This window comes from Halobacteriovorax sp. YZS-3-1, assembly GCF_047084945.1.
GTDB lineage: Bacteria > Bdellovibrionota > Bacteriovoracia > Bacteriovoracales > Bacteriovoracaceae > Halobacteriovorax_A > Halobacteriovorax_A vibrionivorans.
Map to the genome: position 1 here is coordinate 837,481 of NZ_JBKIYI010000002.1, position 17,881 is coordinate 855,361.

Sequence of the window (17,881 nt, forward strand, 5' to 3'; positions counted from 1 at the left end):
TTTATAGTCCTTCTGCTGTTTTATTAATAAACGCTAAGAACTCATCAGTTACTTTTGAAGCTTTTGCTTTTTTATCTGCTAAGCTTCCTTCTTTTTCCTGAATCATTATGTAGAACTTAATTTTTGGTTCTGTTCCAGATGGGCGAAGATACAGGCGGTTTCCATTTTTAAAGTGGTAACCAATTACATTACTTACTGGATACTCCAGCTTTGACTCTTCACCAGATTCAAGATCTTTAACAATACCTGTCTGATAGTCTTCTATAACGTGAATATCCTGACCACACAAGCTCGACGGAGCTAAGTCTCTAAAATGACTCATAATTCGTGTAATTTTTTCGGCCCCTTCTCTACCTTGGTAAACAAGATTTAAAAGGGTCTCTTGGCTAAAGCCAAATTCTTCATAGATTTTATCGAGGGGCTCAATTAAGTTTAGGCCTTGTTTTTTGAAGTAGAGAGCTACTTCTGACATGAATGTTATTGAAGCAACACCATCTTTATCTCGAACAAAGTCATGAGGTAGGTAACCAAATGATTCCTCAGTTCCAAATAGGAAGTTTGCAGATGGATCTTCTTTTTCGATCTTATTCATAAGTCCACAGATCCATTTGAACCCAGTAAGAGTAGAATATGATTTAACTCCGTACTTATCTGCAATAAGCTCTTGTAGAGGAGTTGTTACAACAGTTTTAACAAAGTATGGATTTGCAGGCATTGTTCCATTTTCTTTTAGGCTATGTAACATATAGTAAAGCATCAGGATTCCGATTTGGTTTCCGTTGATATACTGAACTTCACCTTCGTGTTCAAAAGCAACTCCAAGACGATCTGTATCTGGGTCTGAACCATAAGCGATATCAGCTCCAGTTTCTTTCATTAAATCAACGGCCATTTTCATTGCCGATGGATTTTCTGGATTAGGTGAGCTTACTGTTGGAAAGCGTGAGTCTGGTTGGGCCTGCTCTTTTACTACTTCAACATTTGTGAACCCAAGTTGTGCTAAGGCCGTTGTACAAGGAATTAGTCCTGTTCCGTGAATTGGAGTATAGACGATTTTTAGATCCTTCCCATCTTTCTTACACATTTCAGGATTTACTGTTTTAGATAAGATGTCGTTATAGAAGCTTTGTTCAACATCTTCGCCAACCCAGTGAATAAATCCTTCATTTTCAGCTTGGTCAAATTCCATGAATTTAACTGCATCATAAGAAGTAATATCGTAGTAGCGATTAATAATATTCTTATCATTTGGAGGAGTAACCTGTGCTCCATCATTCCAGTATACTTTGTAGCCATTGTACTCAGGAGGATTGTGAGAAGCCGTTACCATAACTCCTGCTTGGGCCTTATGATATCTTACAGAGTAAGAAAGCATTGGCACTGGATTAAGTCTTTTGTAGATATAAGACTTGATTCCATTGGCCGCCATAACGCCACAAACTTCCTTTGCAAATTCAAAAGAGAATTTACGAGAATCGTAGCTAACAGCAATCGATGGATTATCAATTCCATTTTTAGAACTATAGTCTAAAACTTCACCGGCCAGAGCTTGTGTGGCACGACGTACAGTGTATTTATTAATACGATTATGCCCGGCCCCAAGTATGGAACGTAGTCCACCTGTACCGAACTCGATATCTTTATAAAATCTTTCTTCGATCTCTTTCATATCGTCAGCGTCGATTAATTTTTGGATTTCAGCACGTGACTCGTCGTCAAAGTAAGGGTTATTGGCCCAAGCATTAGCTTTTTCAAGGCTCGTTGTCATTTTGAAAATCTCCTGTGAAATTTATGATTGAGTATCTTGTGATATATTCTCAAATCTAGTAGACTTAGGCAAAATAATATCAACAATTTATTACGTTGTGTGTTAATAAAATCAAGGAGTTAACATGGCAAACAAAGATATGAAGCATAAGGATAATGTAGCAGGTAAGTGGTACTGTACAGATCCTGATGATGATAATGGAGAAGGATGCATTGCATGTAACGTTTGTTACACAGGTGCACCAGAGTTTTTCGCTGAAGATGAGGACGGAAATGCTTATGTTAAGAAGCAGCCTGAAACTCCTGAAGATGAAGAGCTTTGCCAAGAGCAAATGGATGCATGTCCAGTTGCTTCAATCGGTGATGATGGATAATTAAAATTTCATATCAAATCTAATATATGCGGAAGTCTGATCAGCTAGTCTGTTCAGACTGTCGTTATCTGTTGCATTCTGAGCGATGCCATTTTTTCTAACTTCAAAAGTAACAATAGCATCATCAAATACATCAATTGATCTTCCAGCAACAAAATCGAAATCGCCATTTTCTGCTAAAATTGTACCTGTTTGAATAATCGTTGAGCCATTTAAACGAAAGTTATTATCAATTCGAGTATTTCGATTTGAGTCATATGAAATATCAGTTTCAAAATCAAAGTTCTTGAATCGAGGTGAGGCCATTGAAACACCGACTCGATAAGTTCCATCTGCTTCGACGTGAGCGCTTGCACGTCTACGGCCATTTACTTCTACGGCCATATCAAGCTCCTGATCTTTTGGAGAGATTTCAAGATTACTTTTGAGATCAATTGTTTCTGTTAGTTTATTATCCACACCAATATTTAATTCTTGATCACGATCTGAAATATCTAGATTACTTCTAATCGTTGTATTCTCAAAAGGCTTACTCTCAGTCTCCATATTAATCAGAGTGAGAGATGTTGGAATATAGTAATCTTGTCTAAGATGGAGGGCCTTATTAATTTTTACAGAACCTAGGCCTGTTTCGTATGATCGATTCTCCAATGCAGATAACTCTCTTCTTCGAGGAATGATCTCTTCTTCAGAAGTTGTAAGATCTGGTAGGGCAAGTTTTCGATGAGCGATGGGATCAACAAAGGATTCCCCAGCATAGTAAATCTGAAAATATGGCTTCTTATCTTTAATATTAACGACTTTGACAAATATATCTTCGCCAACTTCATCCGTGGCCCTAAACCACGTGATATGAGAAAGGATATTTGAGCTACTTTGAAGAGTCATTGAAGAAAACTGAGATAAATCTGCTTCAGATGTAAAAACAAGTTCGAAGTCCTCAAACAGCTCAGGTCTGTAAAAGGCCTCTTTACTGGCAAATGTATTCGTTATGCATCTTGGCTGACCATCGTTGTCAGTTATTTTTGTATAGTCTAGTACTGCTTGTAATTTAAAGCTTTCCTGTGAAAGTTCAACATTGTCTTTTCTAGGATTGTCTTCATTAAACTTTTGAACAATGTCGACAATTTGAGATGTAAAGTTTGTCATGTCTTGGCATTCGATACAGATCTCTCTAGTACCTTCATTTCTAACAGGGGTTTCACCGTATTCATGAGTTATTAGTCGAGGTGAGACGTGTTTTGGATCTCTGGTCCTGGCAATACGAACAATATCTGAAATAACATCTTTAGCTCGATAATTAGTGCCGTTGATATTGATAACCTGATTAGAAATCGAATCGATACCTGCAATGCTCTTGAGAGCAAGAATAAATGAAAATAGGAATATGCTAATTTTATTTAGTGACACGATATCTATTCGGTTTTCATAGAATGAAGGTTTAGAAAAACTTTAGGAAAATACTAAAATAAATTAATGTAGATGAAAATTTCAGTACTTGCGCAGTTTTACCGACAGGAATAAAATAAAAGAGTATTTTTACTTACAAAGGACGTAACATGAATCCAACTAATCTACAGCTCGTAGGTTCGATTCTATTTGCATGTGCCATCTTGCACACGTTTCTAGTTTCGAAAATTCAACATTTAGCACACAAGTACCCAGAAGGGTCGATGATGGAAAACCTTTTACACTTCTTAGGTGAAGTCGAAGCGGTTTTTGGAATGTGGGCAGCTGCTTTTATTGTTTATTACAGTGCAACTCAAGGCTTTGCTGTTTACGATGATCAGCACAAAGTTGTTGGCGGTGCTCTAAAATATCTTGAACAAGACGTTAACTACACTGAAGCAGCCTTTGTTTTTGTTATTATGTGTATGGCCGGTACGAGGCCAATTATCGTTCTTGCTGAAAAAATTATTGGTATGATTGCTAAGGTTCTACCTTTCCCAGGAAAGATGGCCTTCTATATTTCAGCTCTAATCGTTGGGCCAATCCTAGGTTCATTCATTACTGAGCCTGCAGCTATGACAGTTACTGCACTGATCCTTCTTGATTACTTCTTCTCAGATGAGAAGATGAGTATGAAGTTTAAGTATGCAACGATTGGTCTTTTATTTGTAAACGTTTCAATCGGTGGAACTCTGTCTCACTTTGCTGCTCCACCTGTTTTAATGGTTGCTGGAAAATGGCACTGGGGATTCATGCACATGCTGACTAACTTCGGTTATAAAGCAACGATTTCAATTATTATTGGAACATTAGTTATTGCATTCCTATTTAAAAATGAACTTGCAGGAAAGCTTGAAATTAAAGAAAAGAGTGAAAACTGGCTTGCTCCAACTTGGTGGATGACATTAATTCATATCATCTTCATGGGACTAGTTGTTTTCTCTGCTCACCATATGGTTTTCTTCCTAGGTCTATTCCTATTCTTCCTAGGTTTCACAACAGTAACTAACGAATACCAAGATCAAATCAAACTAAAAGAATCACTTCTTGTTGGTTTCTTCCTTGGTGGTCTTGTTACACTTGGTGGACAACAAGGTTGGTGGCTACAACCGATCCTAACTCAGTTAGGTGATTTTGTTCTCTTTGTTGGTGCAACTTCACTTACAGCGATTACTGATAACGCAGCTCTTACTTATCTAGGGACACTTGTTGAACTTACAGATTCGGCTAAGTATAACCTTGTCGCTGGTGCGGTTGCCGGTGGTGGTCTTACTGTTATTGCCAATGCTCCAAACCCTGCTGGTTTTGGAATCCTTAAGGGGACATTTGGTAAAGATGGGATTAATCCTGGAAAGCTTCTTCTTGGAGCCTTATTTCCAACAATCCTAGCAATGGTATTCTTCCAAATTCTTCCTAATCTAGGAAAGTAGATATAACAAGGGCCTCAATTTGAGGCCCTTTTTTATTTGATCTAAAGTTTTACAACCCAGTTAAATTGATCTTCCACTGTTTGTTCTTGAATACCGAGAAGAGTCTCTCTTAGCATTTTTGTGGTTGGACCAAACTCTTCTTTCACATTATATCTTTCTCCACTTTCTTCATGAAGAGAGCATATTGGAGTGATAATAGCGGCCGTTCCACAAGAAAAGCATTCCGTGCATTTATTTGATTTAATATCTTCAATTAAATCATCGATACTCATCTTTCTCTCAATAACCTTAAGTCCTTTTGAGCGTGCAATATCAATGAGTGAGCGACGTGTGATTCCATCAAGAATTGTCTCTGTTAATTCTGGAGTGTGAATTTCTCCATCAATGACAGCAAAGAAATTCATTCCACTCAGTTCTTCAATAGAGTTTCTATCACTTGCAGATAACCAAAGACTTTGGTGAAGGCCAAGCTTTTGCGTGCGTACACCAGAGTTTAGAGCACCTGCATAATTACCGCCTGTTTTTGCTGTCCCCATTCCTCCTGGGCAGGCTCGAACCATTTGTCTTTCAATTAAAACCTTATAACTACCACCAGAAAAATAAGACTCAACAGGTGAGGCGATAACCATGAAGAGAAACTCTTCACTTGGCTTTATCCCAAGGTTATTTTCTGTTGCGATCATAAACGGTCTTATATAAAGAGATTCACCACTTCTTTTTGGGATGAAGTTTTCACCCATCTTTGTAATTGTATTTACCGCATTAACAAAAATCTCATTTGGAACTTCTGGCATGGCCATTCTTCTTGCTGAATGATTAAAGCGTTTGAAGTTCTCTAATGGACGAAATAGGTTTGGTCCATTTCCTTTGTAATTATATGCCTTCATTCCTTCAAAGATCTCTTGTCCGTAATGAAGAACTTTACATGTTGGATCTAGTTCAAGTTTTGCATATGGCCTAATCTCAAGCTCGCCCCATTCGCCACGCTTGAATTCACACATTGCCATAATTGGTAAAAGAACTTTTCCAAATCCTACTTTATCAGGCATCGAAAAATTCTCGATGGCCTCTTTAGCACTTGCTAAAACTTTCATAATACTCCTCAATTAATTATTTGCAGTGATAACCCATTCCTGTCACTTTCCAGTGACCGCCTTCATTAACTGCTTCTTTGATAAAGATTGTATTTCCACCTTTATCTGCAACTTGATTGATAGCGTGGTTAATTGCAAGGTCTTTTATTCCGTTTTCATTTTCACCGATTACAGAAGTGAAGACAGTACAGTTCTTACGTGGTTTTTGGTATGTAACCTTAACTTTGCTTCCTTCTTCTGTAAGCTTTGTCTTTGAAACGGCACAACTACAAAGTAGTAGTATCATTAAAATATATTTCATATATCCTCCACGAATTTTGGTTATATTAGCAAATCAGAAACAATGAGGCTTAGGTTTGTGCGTCAATTTTATCTTTTGACGTTGTTTGAGAATTCTAATATTATTCTGAGTGATTTTAGGACTATAGCTCAGTTGGTTAGAGCGCTACCTTGACATGGTAGAGGTCTGCAGTTCGAATCTGCATAGTCCTACCATTTTCTTTTTAATGATGGATTTCTAATACGTCTTTATCTCGATTGCTAAGGCTTCTTTTTGCTACAATTTGAGTATCAATTGATGTGTCAACATATGCTGCATTTACGAATTTTAAGCGAAATGTCGATCCGATTTCGTCTCGATTATTAAATGCCTTAATATCTCCGCCGTAGAAATTCATATACTTCTTAACCACTGGAAGACCAAAGCCTGAGCCTTCTTCGCCGTGAGTTCCTTCTCGATGAGTTTCATTTGTAAAAGAGAAAAGACCACTTAGCATGCTTTCTGGAATACCTATTCCTTGGTCAATAATATCAACCTGAATTGCTGAGTTTCTGTTGCTGACTTTGATTAGGATCTCTGATCCTTGTGGAGAGAATTTTGAAGCATTAGTAATAAGATTTGTGAAGACACTTTGATTTAAGGAAGATGGTTCGGCCATTGCTTTTAGGTTTTTATTAAGAATCTCAAGCCTAATATGCTGTCCTTTCTTATCGAGCCTCTTTCGCACTAACTGAATTGAGCTCTTTATTGTATCTTCTAATTTAACAGGCTCTAATTTGATTGTGGATTTTCCGGATTCGATAGACTGGATTTTTCTTATATGTTGAATTAATTCACTCATATTCTCAATCACACCACTTACTCGACCAAGATTTTTAAGAATCCCTTCTTTATCTTTCATTGCCAATATTGTTGAGTCACTTAAAAGAGATAATAATGTTGTTGAATTAGAGAGGTCGTGGAAGAGGACAGATAATAAGTGCTGCTTTTCTTCAAGACTTTGAGAAAGATCGTTCTTATCGACCTCAAGCTGTTTATTTTTAATGACCATGTGCATTGTTGTTGCCATGGATACTAAGAGTAATACTAAGAGAATCGCGGCGATATAGGTCACAATGTTTCCTTTCAGAAGTGTTGTTGTTTAAATTATTTTTATGGATATTAACTGTAAAGTTATTCAATAAAAAGACGGCAGCTTTAAACTTAACTTAAATTAAGAAGGTATCTTCATATTTTGTTGATTGTTCATTATATAAATCACCATAAACCCTTGTATAGACTGATAGTTCTTATTCAAGTAGACTGTGCGCAATGAAAAGCTATCTTAATAAAAAATTAACTTCACTAGTTGTGAGCCAATTTATTCATTACTGGTATTACTATATAGGGGCTTTTATTTGTCTCTATTTAACTCATAATATTCAAAGTGAATTACCATTTATTGCTAAAGATTTGGCAGAGAAAATATCAGAGGGAATTTCAATTCCTGTGGGGCATTTATTTTTATTAGCTCTAGGGATTATTATCTTTAGAACTTCATCTAGGCTTCTCTTCTTTTACCCAGCACGAGTCCTGCAAAAGATCTTAAGATTTGAGTTAATGAAGAAGCTTGAGACAGTCAGCCCATCTCGCTATAAAGAATTTTCTAAAGGACAAATCTTTCAAATTATTGGAGGGGACTTAGAGCATGTTAGGGCCCTCGTTGGTTTTGCTCTACTTCAAATTGCAAATATCATTATTGCACTTTCGATTCTTGTTCCAAAACTTTTAAGCTTTAATAAAGAATTATTTGTTGCCTTGCTGCCGATGTTCTTTGCTTTCATCGTCTTCAGCGTCATTGTCTCTACAAATAGAAAGTTTTATCGAAAAACTCAAGACCTACAAGGTGAAGTTCAAAATACAATTATTGAAACTTACGCAGGAAAGAAAACAATCAAAAACTTTCATGCAGAAAAAGCATTTATTGATTTATTCTCAAAGAAGTCTCAAGAAGAATTAGATAACTTCTATGAAGCTGGTAAGAGAGTCGGTATCTCGATTCCTCTTATGCCTACTGGTGTGGGGCTATCGCTTGTTTGGGGTGCTTTTATTATTTATAAGGAACAGCTTGGTGCATCTTCACTGATCTTATTTTCTGGTTTTGTTTACCTATTCTTAGAACCAATTATGTTCTTAGCTTGGATTGGAGTTGTCTTTACTCGTTCTGCTGGTGCATGGGCCAGAGTAAGAGAGCTCGTTGGTGCCATGAATAGTGAAAGTGATTTAGAAAAGTCTTTGAAACGAGAGTTCTCATTAAAGAAGAAAGAGGAAATTGTAGAGTTACAACTTCCATTTTGGGAACGCGATTTAGCGCTTAAAGTTCATGTGGGACAAAAGAATGCAGTTGTTGGAAAGACTGGTTGTGGGAAATCTGAGCTACTAATAAAGATCAGTGAACTTTTAAAGCTACAATCTCATACAACAAGTTATGTCGCACAAGATCCATATCTTTATAACGGAACTATTTTTGAAAACTTATCACTGGGCCAAGACTTTAGCGAAGAGGAGTCTAAAAGAGCCTACGAGTTATTAAAAATATTTGGATTAGATTATCTCGCCCAGGACCGTGAAAGCTTATTTAATTTAGTTGTAGGGGAGAATGGTAAGAGATTATCAGGTGGACAGATTAAACGTGTTGCACTCATAAAGTCTTTACTCTTTGATAGTGAGTTTATTATTTGGGATGATCCATTTTCATCGATTGATGTCGTTCTCGAAAGAGATATTTTAAAGCGTTTAAACGATATGGGCGTTTTTGATGGCAGAACTCTTATTATGTCTACTCACCGATATACAACGGCCATGCAGTGTGATCACTTATCTCTTATTTGTGATGATGGTGGTCTCTTAGAAGAAATGACAGTTGAGGCCTTTAAGAAAAAAGAAGAAAACAGTAATTTAGAAGGAGAAATATATGAACATTTCAAAAAACAACTCCTCTAAGTTTTTATTCTTTGAAGGTAGTGGAAAGTATCTGCTAAGTATGACTTTATGCCTAGTTATCTCAAGTGCGCTTGGAGCATCCTTGCCACAGTTAATAAATAAATTAACGGCAAATTATGATAATGAAGCTATTTATCGCCAGACCCTTCTAATCATGACATTTGTCTTTCTAGGGACAGCTATAAACCGCGCTGTTTATAATTTGATTATAAATCGCTATGTTGTGGGAATGGTTCAATTTGTTAGAACTCATTGTTATTCGAAGTGGCTATCAAGTGTTGAGCTTCAAACGTCAAAAGAAAATCGTAATGATCGTTATCCTCAAGGAGAAGTTCTTGCACGTATTATGAGTGATACAGAGAGTTTAAGAGAGCTTGTAACGTCTGGAACATTTGGAATCATTATTGATATCTTCTTCGTTTTAGCTTCTTTGGTGAGCTTTGTTAGTTTAAATGCCATCGCTGGTGCATATCTTGCTGCTATTCAATTTGGTGCGGCCTTAATTCTTATTTGGTGCTCTAAGTATATGAGAGCAGTATTTTTGAGTGTTAGAAACTCAAGAGCTAAACTTTATCGCGTCGTTGCTGATTTAATCGGTGGGGTTCGTGAAAACTATTATAATCCGGCAAAGCAATATACTTCAAAAAAGTCGTTAGTGGTTTTTGATGAGTTCTTAAGAAAAATTCTTTCTTCAAATGTTTGGGATGCTTCTTATTATTCATTTGCTGAATCTCTTTTTCCTGTATTCTTGGCCTGTGCAATTTTCATTATTCCAAATAGTGGTATAACTCAGGTTGCTTTAATCTTTGCATTAATTGATTTAATTCAACGCTCAATTAATCCAATTAAAGACGTTTCATCTAAGGTTGCAAATATACAAAGGGCAGCAACTGGGGTTGGGCGAATTGACGAATTTTTAACTGATCTAGAAAAAGAGAAGTCTTCAGATATAGACGCAAAAAGACGCAAATATGATGTTGATACAATGGATATTGATATCCAAAAATTTACTTATCCTGCAAAGGGTAAGAATTCGACGCCATTTACTCTTGAAGATATTAATTTCAGTGCAAACCAAGGTGACCTCATTGGTATTGTTGGCCTATCAGGTAGTGGAAAGTCGACTCTTTTAAATATCATGGCAGCAAATATTATTCCTGATGAAGGAAGGGTCTATGTTCAAAACCACGATGGACTGAAAAAAGAATATAATTTTGATTATATCGATGACTTTAACGAGTATCGTGAATTAATAGGAATTGTTTCACAAGATTCACATATCTTTTCTGAAAGTGTTGAGTTTAATATTACGATGGGTCAGCCTGGATTTGGTGACTTCGACAGTTTCTGGAATGAAGTCTGTACACAGATCTCATATATTTCTAAGTGGGGAATTAGGCCAGATACAGTATTAGACCAAAATGAGATCTCTTTGGGACAAAAACAACTTATCTCAGCTATCCGCTCTTGTTATTTAAAAAAGCCAATTGTTCTCTTTGATGAAATCTCATCATCTCTAGATAGTGATCTGGAAGAAGCATTGCGTAGAATGATTTTATTTGTACAAAAGCAAGCGGTAACAATTATTGTCGCTCACAGAGTTGAGACAATTCTAGAAGCACAACAAATTATTGTGATGGAAGGTGGACGTATTGTTGCTAAAGGAACACACGGAGAGTTGAAAAATACTTCACCGCAGTATGATCAATTTGTTAAAGAATTATCAAATTGACAAAAAAATGACGTACTCCTTAATGCATTATTTCTCTTTTTTACATATAATTAATTTAAATTGATGTGAAGGAGAACAAACATGATCAAAAAATCCAAGATTGCTCTTGGTCTGATTGCTATTTCTGCAATGGGACTAATTGCTTGTACGAGTGATGTAAATTCAAAGCCTAATTTTCTATTTAAGAAGGCTCCAAATGATACAGCTGTAATTAAATTCAATGGAAAAGAAGTAAGTCACGATGAATTATTCAAAGGTTCAGAGGCCGAAATCTACGAAATGAAGCAAAAGCTATATGAGCTGAAGCTAGGGAAGGTAAAAGCCTACCTACTTGAACAATATAAGAATGAAGACCCAGCTCGTACTTCAATGAATATGGAAAACTTTATTGATACAGTTGTTGCTAAAGATATTGAGATCACAGAAGAAGAAATCAATGCTTTCGCAAAAGAAAGAAATATTCCACAGATGAATCCACAACTAAAAGTGAGAATTATCGACTTCCTAAAGAATACAAAAAAGCGTGATGCTATTGAAGCTTATATCGCTAAGAAAACAAAGGACTCACCAGTTGAGATCTATCTTGCAAAGCCTGAGAGACCTCGCTTCGATATTCCTGTTACAGGAAATGAGCCAACTTTTGGTGGAAAAGATGTAGCAGTAACTATTGTTGAGTATTCTGACTTCCAGTGTCCTTTCTGTGCAAAGGGTGTTGAGATTATGAACGAAATCAAAAAAGCTTATGGAAATAAGGTTAAGATTGTATTTAAGAATTTTCCACTTAGCTTCCATAAAGATGCTGCAAAAGCTGCTGAAGCTGCACTATGTGCAAATGAACAATCATCTGAAAAATTTTGGAAATTACATGATGAGATGTTTGCTGATCAGTCAGGTCTAGCAGTTGATGGACTTAAGGCCAAGGCGAAGAAAGTTGGACTTGATCAAAAGAAATTTAATGAATGTCTTGATTCTGGAAAGATGAAGTCACAAGTTGATGCTACTGTACAAGAAGGTGTAAAGGTTGGTGTTAAATCAACTCCAACATTCTACGTAAATGGTATGTTAATCAATGGAGCTCAACCATTTGAGGTATTTAAAGAGCTTATTGATTCAGAAATGACAAAGTAAAAGACTCTGATATTTACTATATAAAGAAGGCCGGGCATTTATTCCCGGCCTTTTTAAATTCTTCAGAATTGATAGAATAGTAAGGTAATCTGGCCAATTTTGGCCTATTTAATCTTCATATTTTAGGTAATTGGAAGAAAGTTTATGGACGTTAGAGACTATAGTAAGAGATTGTCACAGAGCAGAGAGGATTTTAATCGTAAGCGCGAAGAGCAGCGCCAAAATTATGATCGTCAGTTAGATGAGTTAAAAGAAACTCAAGAATATCGTCTTAATAAGCAAAGAAAGGCTTATGATAATTCAATTCAGAAGCTAGAAGAAACTCAAGATCGTTTCAGAGAAATCTCAACAGAAGATACTAAAAAGAAAATTGAAGAGCAGCAAAAAGATTACCTAAGTAAATTAAATACAAATAAGCGCGACTTTGAAAGAGAACGTAAAGATATACGTGATGATTTTAATAATCGCTTTAAAAATATCCGTGAAGCATATGAGGCCAAAGGTAAGAATGATGTGGCCACGATGGGAAATCGACTTTCAACGAATCAAAGACGTTTTGAAAATACTATCGATAAAATGGAAGGTCATTTTAACGAAAAGATCAAAGATGTTTATGCCAATGCCCGCGATACAGCTCATGATCATGAATTAGCAACAAAGAATGATCGTCGTCGTTTGATTGGAAGATTTGAAGATGAGATCAGACAATCAAATAAGGCCCATGGTAGTGAAAGAGCAAAGCTGTACGAAGAATTTAATGATGATGTAACAAATCTACGTAAAACTCATAAACAAAGAGAAGCATCTCTTAAATCATATCAAGATGAAAGAATAGAGGATTTGCGAGATCAAAAAGATAAACAACTTGCTGAAAATCAAAAGAGCTTTAAGGCCTCTATTGATGATATCAATATTCGTAACTCAAGAAAGAGAAAACTTGAACAACGTGATAATAAGCAAGCTGCAACAGATCTTCAAAATCAACATGCGCGTTCTCTAGATAGAGCACGTCGTGAAATGAACCAAAAACTTTCAGGTGGTAATCGCGAAGATATTTTCAATGATAAATTAGATCAAACAAAGCGTGGTTACGAAACTCGTATTAAGAATATTCGCGATCAAATTGAAGACGATCGATTTAATGCAGATATTCAAGAACGTCGTCGTACCCAGTCAACAAAAGAAGTTTTAAGAAATCAAAAACAAAAAGCATCAAATTATATCGCAGCTCTTGAAAAGGATATGGCCGAATTTAAGAGTGATAAGCTAAGTGAAATCAATGTTGAAGTTAATAATGACATTGAAGAGCTTCATGATAGTTATAAGAGAAAGCTTATGGCAAAAGATGTCAATGCTTACAACGAACAAGAACACGCTAAAAAGATAAATGAAAAACAAAGAAATCAATTTAGTGAAACGATTCAAAAGATCAATAATAGAAACTCTGAGGCAATTTCTCAAATGCAAGAAGACTTCTCTGATGAGTCAAAAGAATTTATTCAAGAGACGCGTTTCAAGCATGCAAAAGAGATGAAAGAAGTTAAAGAAAGCTTCCTGGAAAATAAAGAGAAGCTTACTAAGTCTATGACGCAAAAAATCGAACAATTAGAAGAACAAAACCAAAAGTTAATTTCTTCTTATGAAGGTAAGTTAAGTCGTCTTAAGAAAGCTAATGCTAAAGAGATTGAGCGTATAAAAACGACAAACCACTTACAAGCAGAGCATTTGAAAGAACAGACTAGAAATGCTATTGCTCTTAAGGATAGAGAAAATCAAAATCATCTAGCAGAAGTTAGAGGTGACTTTGATAAACGTTTATCTCAAGTTAAACAAAGAGCAGACATTCAAGTAAAAAGAATGGTAGATTACTATGAAGATATGCTTGCACGTGAACGTGATGAGTCTCAAAGAAAGTATATGAGTAAAGTGACAGAACTTGAAAATCAATATAATACTTTATATGAGAACTCTAAGCTTGAAAGAAGAAACCTTATTAATCAATATGAAAACCGTATTGAAGAGGTACGCGCTGCAAATGCAATGGCCTTAGAAGAAAGATCTAAGGAAATTAGCTCGGGAATGTTCTCAGAGCAGCAAGCAAGTCGAAAAGCTTAATTAGAAAGAATTGAAATATAAGAATTCAGGGAGAGATAATGGGAATGGGCAGAGTCCGTCGTGCGAAGATTGTTGCGACTTTAGGTCCTTCATCAAACACTGTTGAGATGATTGAAAAACTCATCAAAGCAGGGATCAATGTTGCTCGTGTAAATATGAGCCATGGTACTCATGAGGCACATGCACAGCTTATCTCAAATATACGTCAGGCTTCTAAGAACCTTGGACGTGAAATTGCGATTCTAATCGACCTTCAAGGTCCAAAAATCCGTACAGATAAATTACCAAATGGCCTTCAATTAGAAAATGGTCAAACATGGGTAATAGGTCCTTCGTCTAAGCAAGAAGATTATCCTGAGTATAAAGATTGCTATATTCCTACGATATACGAAAAGCTTGTTGATGATTGTCATGATGGTGCAAGAATCCTCTTTGATGATGGAAAGTTAATAGCAAAAGCGACAACGCGTGATCGTGATGTTTATAAAATCGAAGTTATTGTAGGTGGTGAGCTTAAGTCTAATAAAGGAATTAATCTTCCTGACTGTGAAGTTTCTGCTCCTGCATTTACTGAAAAAGATGAAGCAGATTTAATGTTTGCGCTAAAACATAATATCGATTACATCGCACTTTCTTTTGTTCGTAAAAAAGAAGATATTCAAACAGTGAAGGCCTTACTTCATAAGCTAAAAGTAAGAGTTCCTATTGTTTCTAAGATAGAAAAACCACAGGCCCTAGATAATATCGAAGAAATTCTTGATATTACAGATGTCATTATGGTTGCTCGTGGTGATATGGGGGTTGAAGTAGGTAACCACCTTGTTCCTTCTATTCAAAAAGAGCTTATTCAAAAGTGTAATGATCGTATGATTCCTGTTATTACTGCGACACAAATGCTTGAGAGTATGACTGATGCACCAACACCAACTAGAGCAGAAGCAAGTGATGTTGCCAACGCTATTTGGGACGGTACAGACGCTGTTATGTTATCTGGTGAGTCGGCTTCTGGTATGTATCCAGTTGAAACAGTTACTATGATGAGTAATATTATTTATGAAGCAGAGAAGACTCCAAAAGAGAGACCTCTTCTTAGAAATATTGACCTTTCTTCTGTAAATTCATCAGTAATGGTTGCAGCATCAATGATTGCTGAAAAAGTCGAAGCAAAGAGAATTCTTGCAGTAACTGAAGGTGGTAATTCTTGTCGTAAGGTCTCGATGTTTAGACCACAAACACCAGTTGCAGGTGTGACTCATAATCTTCGTACCGCTCGTCGTATTTGTTTATACTGGGGTGTTTATCCATATCTTGTAGAAGAAGAAGTACAAGATACAGGCTCTTACGTTAAGTATATTGTGAATCATGCAAAAGAAAAGATGGGGCTTTTTAACGGAGATAAGATCGTTGTTACCTTAGGTGATGGAAAGATCTTCTCTAAAGGTTATTCTAACTCGGTGAAAGTTGAAATAATCAAACAAGCAAAACATCATGAAGAATCTGGTGAAGAACCTTTTGATATAGCAGAAGATAAAAAAAAAAGAATTTTACTAGATCATAATATCTGCTCAACTTGTCAAAACTGTGTTTCAATTTGTCCGCATGAGATTTGGCAAGCTGATAAGAAAACAAAGCTTACAAAGCTTAATAAAGACAATATTAAGCACTGTACTCTTGATTATGAATGTATCAGAGTGTGTCCAACAGGTGCTATCGAAATTATTGAAAAGTCATGATTAAAAGAGATGATATCCAAAATATCCTAAATGGCCAAGGCCTTAAAGTATGGGGTGTCGTCTCTGAATCAAAACCAAAGTCTCTTGATCGATTCAAAAAGTGGGTAAGTGATGGGCTCTATGGTGCCCTTGGCTATCTTGCGGATGAACGTGCTATAAAAAGAGAAGATCTTAAAAATTACTATCCTGATATTAAGTCAACATTAGTTATCGCTTTTGATTACTCTCATATCGCTCGTAGTGCTAAGAAGTTCTATGAAAGTAGCGACAGCAATGGGCTAAAAATCGCCAATTACGTTGTTGGATTTAAAGGTCGTGATTATCATTATGAGGTGAGAGATAAATTACAGGCCATAGGGGAAGAGTTACAAAAGCTTGACCCGAATCTTGAATTTAAGTTCTCTCTTGATACCCAACCAATTCTTGAGCGTGACTTTGCTTATCAGTCAGGGCTTGGTTGGTATGGAAAGAATTCCATGCTTATTAATCGTCATATTGGAAGCTACTTCATAATCGGCTCACTCTTACTTAATAAAGAAGTGGAGGCCCCAAATGATAAATTTGAAACGGATCACTGTGGCCAGTGCACACGTTGTGCGGATGCTTGTCCTACAGATGCTATTGATTTAGAGAAGCGAACAATTGTTGCAGATAAGTGTATATCAACTTTTACCATCGAACATTTTAAAGATATTCAAGCACCTGAAGGCTTTGATAAGGCCCGCGGAGAATTCTTTGGTTGTGATATTTGCCAGGATGTTTGTCCTTGGAATAAGAGGCTTGAGAGAAAGCTAGAAAGCGACTCTGAAGCGTTTAAAGAAAGTGGAAGGCAATTTATCGACTTCTTTTTAACAAGGCCTGTGGATGAGATTATTAATGATCTTGAGGCCATGAGTAATCGTGAGTATCGACGTCAATTCAAAGGCACTCCTCTTGAGCGCACTGGACGTGTTGGGATGCTAAAAAACCTTCGCTATTATCTAGATTAGATCAATTTTCTTTGCATATTTCTTTATAAAACTTCCGGCCATATCTGGTAGGTGATGGCCAAGCTTCTTAGGCTTCTCCATTGTCACTGTATTGCCAAGTTCTTCTAAGATCTTTGCAAAATTCTCCATTCCCTCTTTACCTACAACCACATCATCTTCACCTGAGATGAGGTGAATTTTGTGACCTGATAAGGTTAAATTGTGTTTTTGATCCTTGATCCAAGGAAAGATTGTATCTGGGCCAAGGTGGGTTGAGACAAGCTCTGCTCTTGCTCTTACTGTGGCCTGATAAAAAGGCGTATCAAATACATGTGTGACACCTTCTGGTGGAACACCAAAGCCAACACCAACATGATGAATGTCAAAGCCTTCAAAGTAGTTATTTTGAACTGCTAGAATAGATGTAAGAGCTCCGAGTGAGTGGCCACCAACTAGAAGTTTCTTTTCTTGATTTGGATAGGCTTGAGTTAATTTTGTAATTGCTTCTTTAAAAAGTTCCGGTGCGTCATTTTTAAAGTCTTCAAATGAGTTCACATCGTGAAAAGATCCAGTAAAGTGACCCGGTTGGTCAAAGATTAAAGTTGGGACTCCATCGTCACAAAGCTTCTGTGCCCATGAAAAAATACTTATCTTGTGAGAAGTATATCCATGAGTAAAAATAGCGTAACCAGTATTTTTTAGCTTAGTTTGTGGTGGTCTAAAGAGTAGGGCGTTAACCGTAGTCTCATTTACTGTTAAAATAATTTTATCGATACTTAAAAATTTTTCATTCATAGCAGACATAATAATTAAAGATATCTCAAATTAA

General features: G+C 36.4%; 14 protein-coding genes and 1 tRNA gene. 9 read left to right on the forward strand and 6 right to left on the reverse strand.

Features of this window, described 5'->3' with window-relative positions; translation table 11 throughout:
• Window position 1 precedes the first annotated feature (1 nt).
• Window positions 2-1,768, reverse strand: coding sequence for a phospho-sugar mutase (locus tag ACMAZI_RS14085; protein ID WP_412475130.1), 1,767 nt, complete (start codon window positions 1,766-1,768; stop codon window positions 2-4).
• A 124-nt stretch (window positions 1,769-1,892) separates the two neighbouring features.
• On the opposite strand from ACMAZI_RS14085, the gene ACMAZI_RS14090 reads away from it, so the two are divergent.
• Window positions 1,893-2,141: a ferredoxin gene (locus tag ACMAZI_RS14090; RefSeq protein WP_114706427.1), complete on the forward strand. Its 249-nt coding sequence runs from the start codon at window positions 1,893-1,895 to the stop codon at window positions 2,139-2,141.
• Here the strand turns inward: ACMAZI_RS14090 and ACMAZI_RS14095 are convergent, their stop codons facing one another.
• Window positions 2,142-3,551: a hypothetical protein gene (locus tag ACMAZI_RS14095; RefSeq protein ID WP_412474358.1), complete on the reverse strand. Its 1,410-nt coding sequence runs from the start codon at window positions 3,549-3,551 to the stop codon at window positions 2,142-2,144. It lies immediately after the preceding gene.
• A 149-nt stretch (window positions 3,552-3,700) separates the two neighbouring features.
• Between ACMAZI_RS14095 and ACMAZI_RS14100 the strand changes: the two genes are divergently transcribed.
• On the forward strand, window positions 3,701-5,020 hold the full coding sequence (locus tag ACMAZI_RS14100; protein WP_412474359.1) for a putative Na+/H+ antiporter: 1,320 nt from the start codon (window positions 3,701-3,703) through the stop codon (window positions 5,018-5,020).
• Window positions 5,021-5,061: 41 nt separating this feature from the next.
• On the opposite strand, the gene ACMAZI_RS14105 is transcribed toward ACMAZI_RS14100, so the two are convergent.
• Entirely contained in the window at window positions 5,062-6,114 is a 1,053-nt protein-coding gene (locus ACMAZI_RS14105) for a branched-chain amino acid aminotransferase (RefSeq protein WP_412474360.1), read from the reverse strand.
• A 16-nt stretch (window positions 6,115-6,130) separates the two neighbouring features.
• The gene (locus ACMAZI_RS14110; protein ID WP_412474361.1) at window positions 6,131-6,415 is read right to left on the reverse strand and encodes a hypothetical protein; all 285 of its coding nucleotides are present in this window, start codon (window positions 6,413-6,415) and stop codon (window positions 6,131-6,133) included.
• A gap of 117 nt (window positions 6,416-6,532) precedes the next feature.
• Here ACMAZI_RS14110 and ACMAZI_RS14115 point away from each other — a divergent pair.
• A tRNA-Val gene (locus tag ACMAZI_RS14115) sits at window positions 6,533-6,609 on the forward strand.
• 8 nt (window positions 6,610-6,617) lie between these two features.
• On the opposite strand, the gene ACMAZI_RS14120 is transcribed toward ACMAZI_RS14115, so the two are convergent.
• Window positions 6,618-7,508 (reverse strand): sensor histidine kinase, encoded by an 891-nt coding sequence (locus ACMAZI_RS14120; RefSeq protein WP_114706422.1) that lies wholly within the window; start codon window positions 7,506-7,508, stop codon window positions 6,618-6,620.
• Between the two features lie 197 nt (window positions 7,509-7,705).
• Here ACMAZI_RS14120 and ACMAZI_RS14125 point away from each other — a divergent pair, with 197 nt between their 5' ends.
• The 6 genes from ACMAZI_RS14125 (at window position 7,706) to queG (ending at window position 17,073) form a co-directional block, all read left to right on the forward strand.
• Complete coding sequence (locus ACMAZI_RS14125; RefSeq protein WP_114706421.1) at window positions 7,706-9,376, forward strand: ABC transporter transmembrane domain-containing protein; 1,671 nt, start codon at window positions 7,706-7,708, stop codon at window positions 9,374-9,376.
• Window positions 9,348-11,108: an ATP-binding cassette domain-containing protein gene (locus ACMAZI_RS14130; RefSeq protein ID WP_412474362.1), complete on the forward strand. Its 1,761-nt coding sequence runs from the start codon at window positions 9,348-9,350 to the stop codon at window positions 11,106-11,108. Before ACMAZI_RS14125 ends, ACMAZI_RS14130 begins: the two co-directional genes overlap by 29 nt.
• An 81-nt stretch (window positions 11,109-11,189) precedes the next feature.
• Entirely contained in the window at window positions 11,190-12,236 is a 1,047-nt protein-coding gene (locus tag ACMAZI_RS14135; protein ID WP_114706419.1) for a DsbA family protein, read from the forward strand.
• Between the two features lie 171 nt (window positions 12,237-12,407).
• Window positions 12,408-14,351, forward strand: a complete 1,944-nt coding sequence (locus tag ACMAZI_RS14140; RefSeq protein WP_162929563.1) for a hypothetical protein — start codon at window positions 12,408-12,410, stop codon at window positions 14,349-14,351.
• Window positions 14,352-14,389: 38 nt separating this feature from the next.
• The gene (gene pyk / locus ACMAZI_RS14145; protein ID WP_412474363.1) at window positions 14,390-16,084 is read left to right on the forward strand and encodes a pyruvate kinase; all 1,695 of its coding nucleotides are present in this window, start codon (window positions 14,390-14,392) and stop codon (window positions 16,082-16,084) included.
• On the forward strand, window positions 16,081-17,073 hold the full coding sequence (gene queG, locus ACMAZI_RS14150) for a tRNA epoxyqueuosine(34) reductase QueG (protein WP_412474364.1): 993 nt from the start codon (window positions 16,081-16,083) through the stop codon (window positions 17,071-17,073). Before pyk ends, queG begins: the two co-directional genes overlap by 4 nt.
• Here queG and ACMAZI_RS14155 read toward each other — a convergent pair.
• Window positions 17,065-17,847: an alpha/beta hydrolase gene (locus ACMAZI_RS14155; protein WP_158536820.1), complete on the reverse strand. Its 783-nt coding sequence runs from the start codon at window positions 17,845-17,847 to the stop codon at window positions 17,065-17,067. The two genes, queG and ACMAZI_RS14155, sit on opposite strands and share 9 nt — an antisense overlap.
• Window positions 17,848-17,881 lie beyond the last annotated feature (34 nt).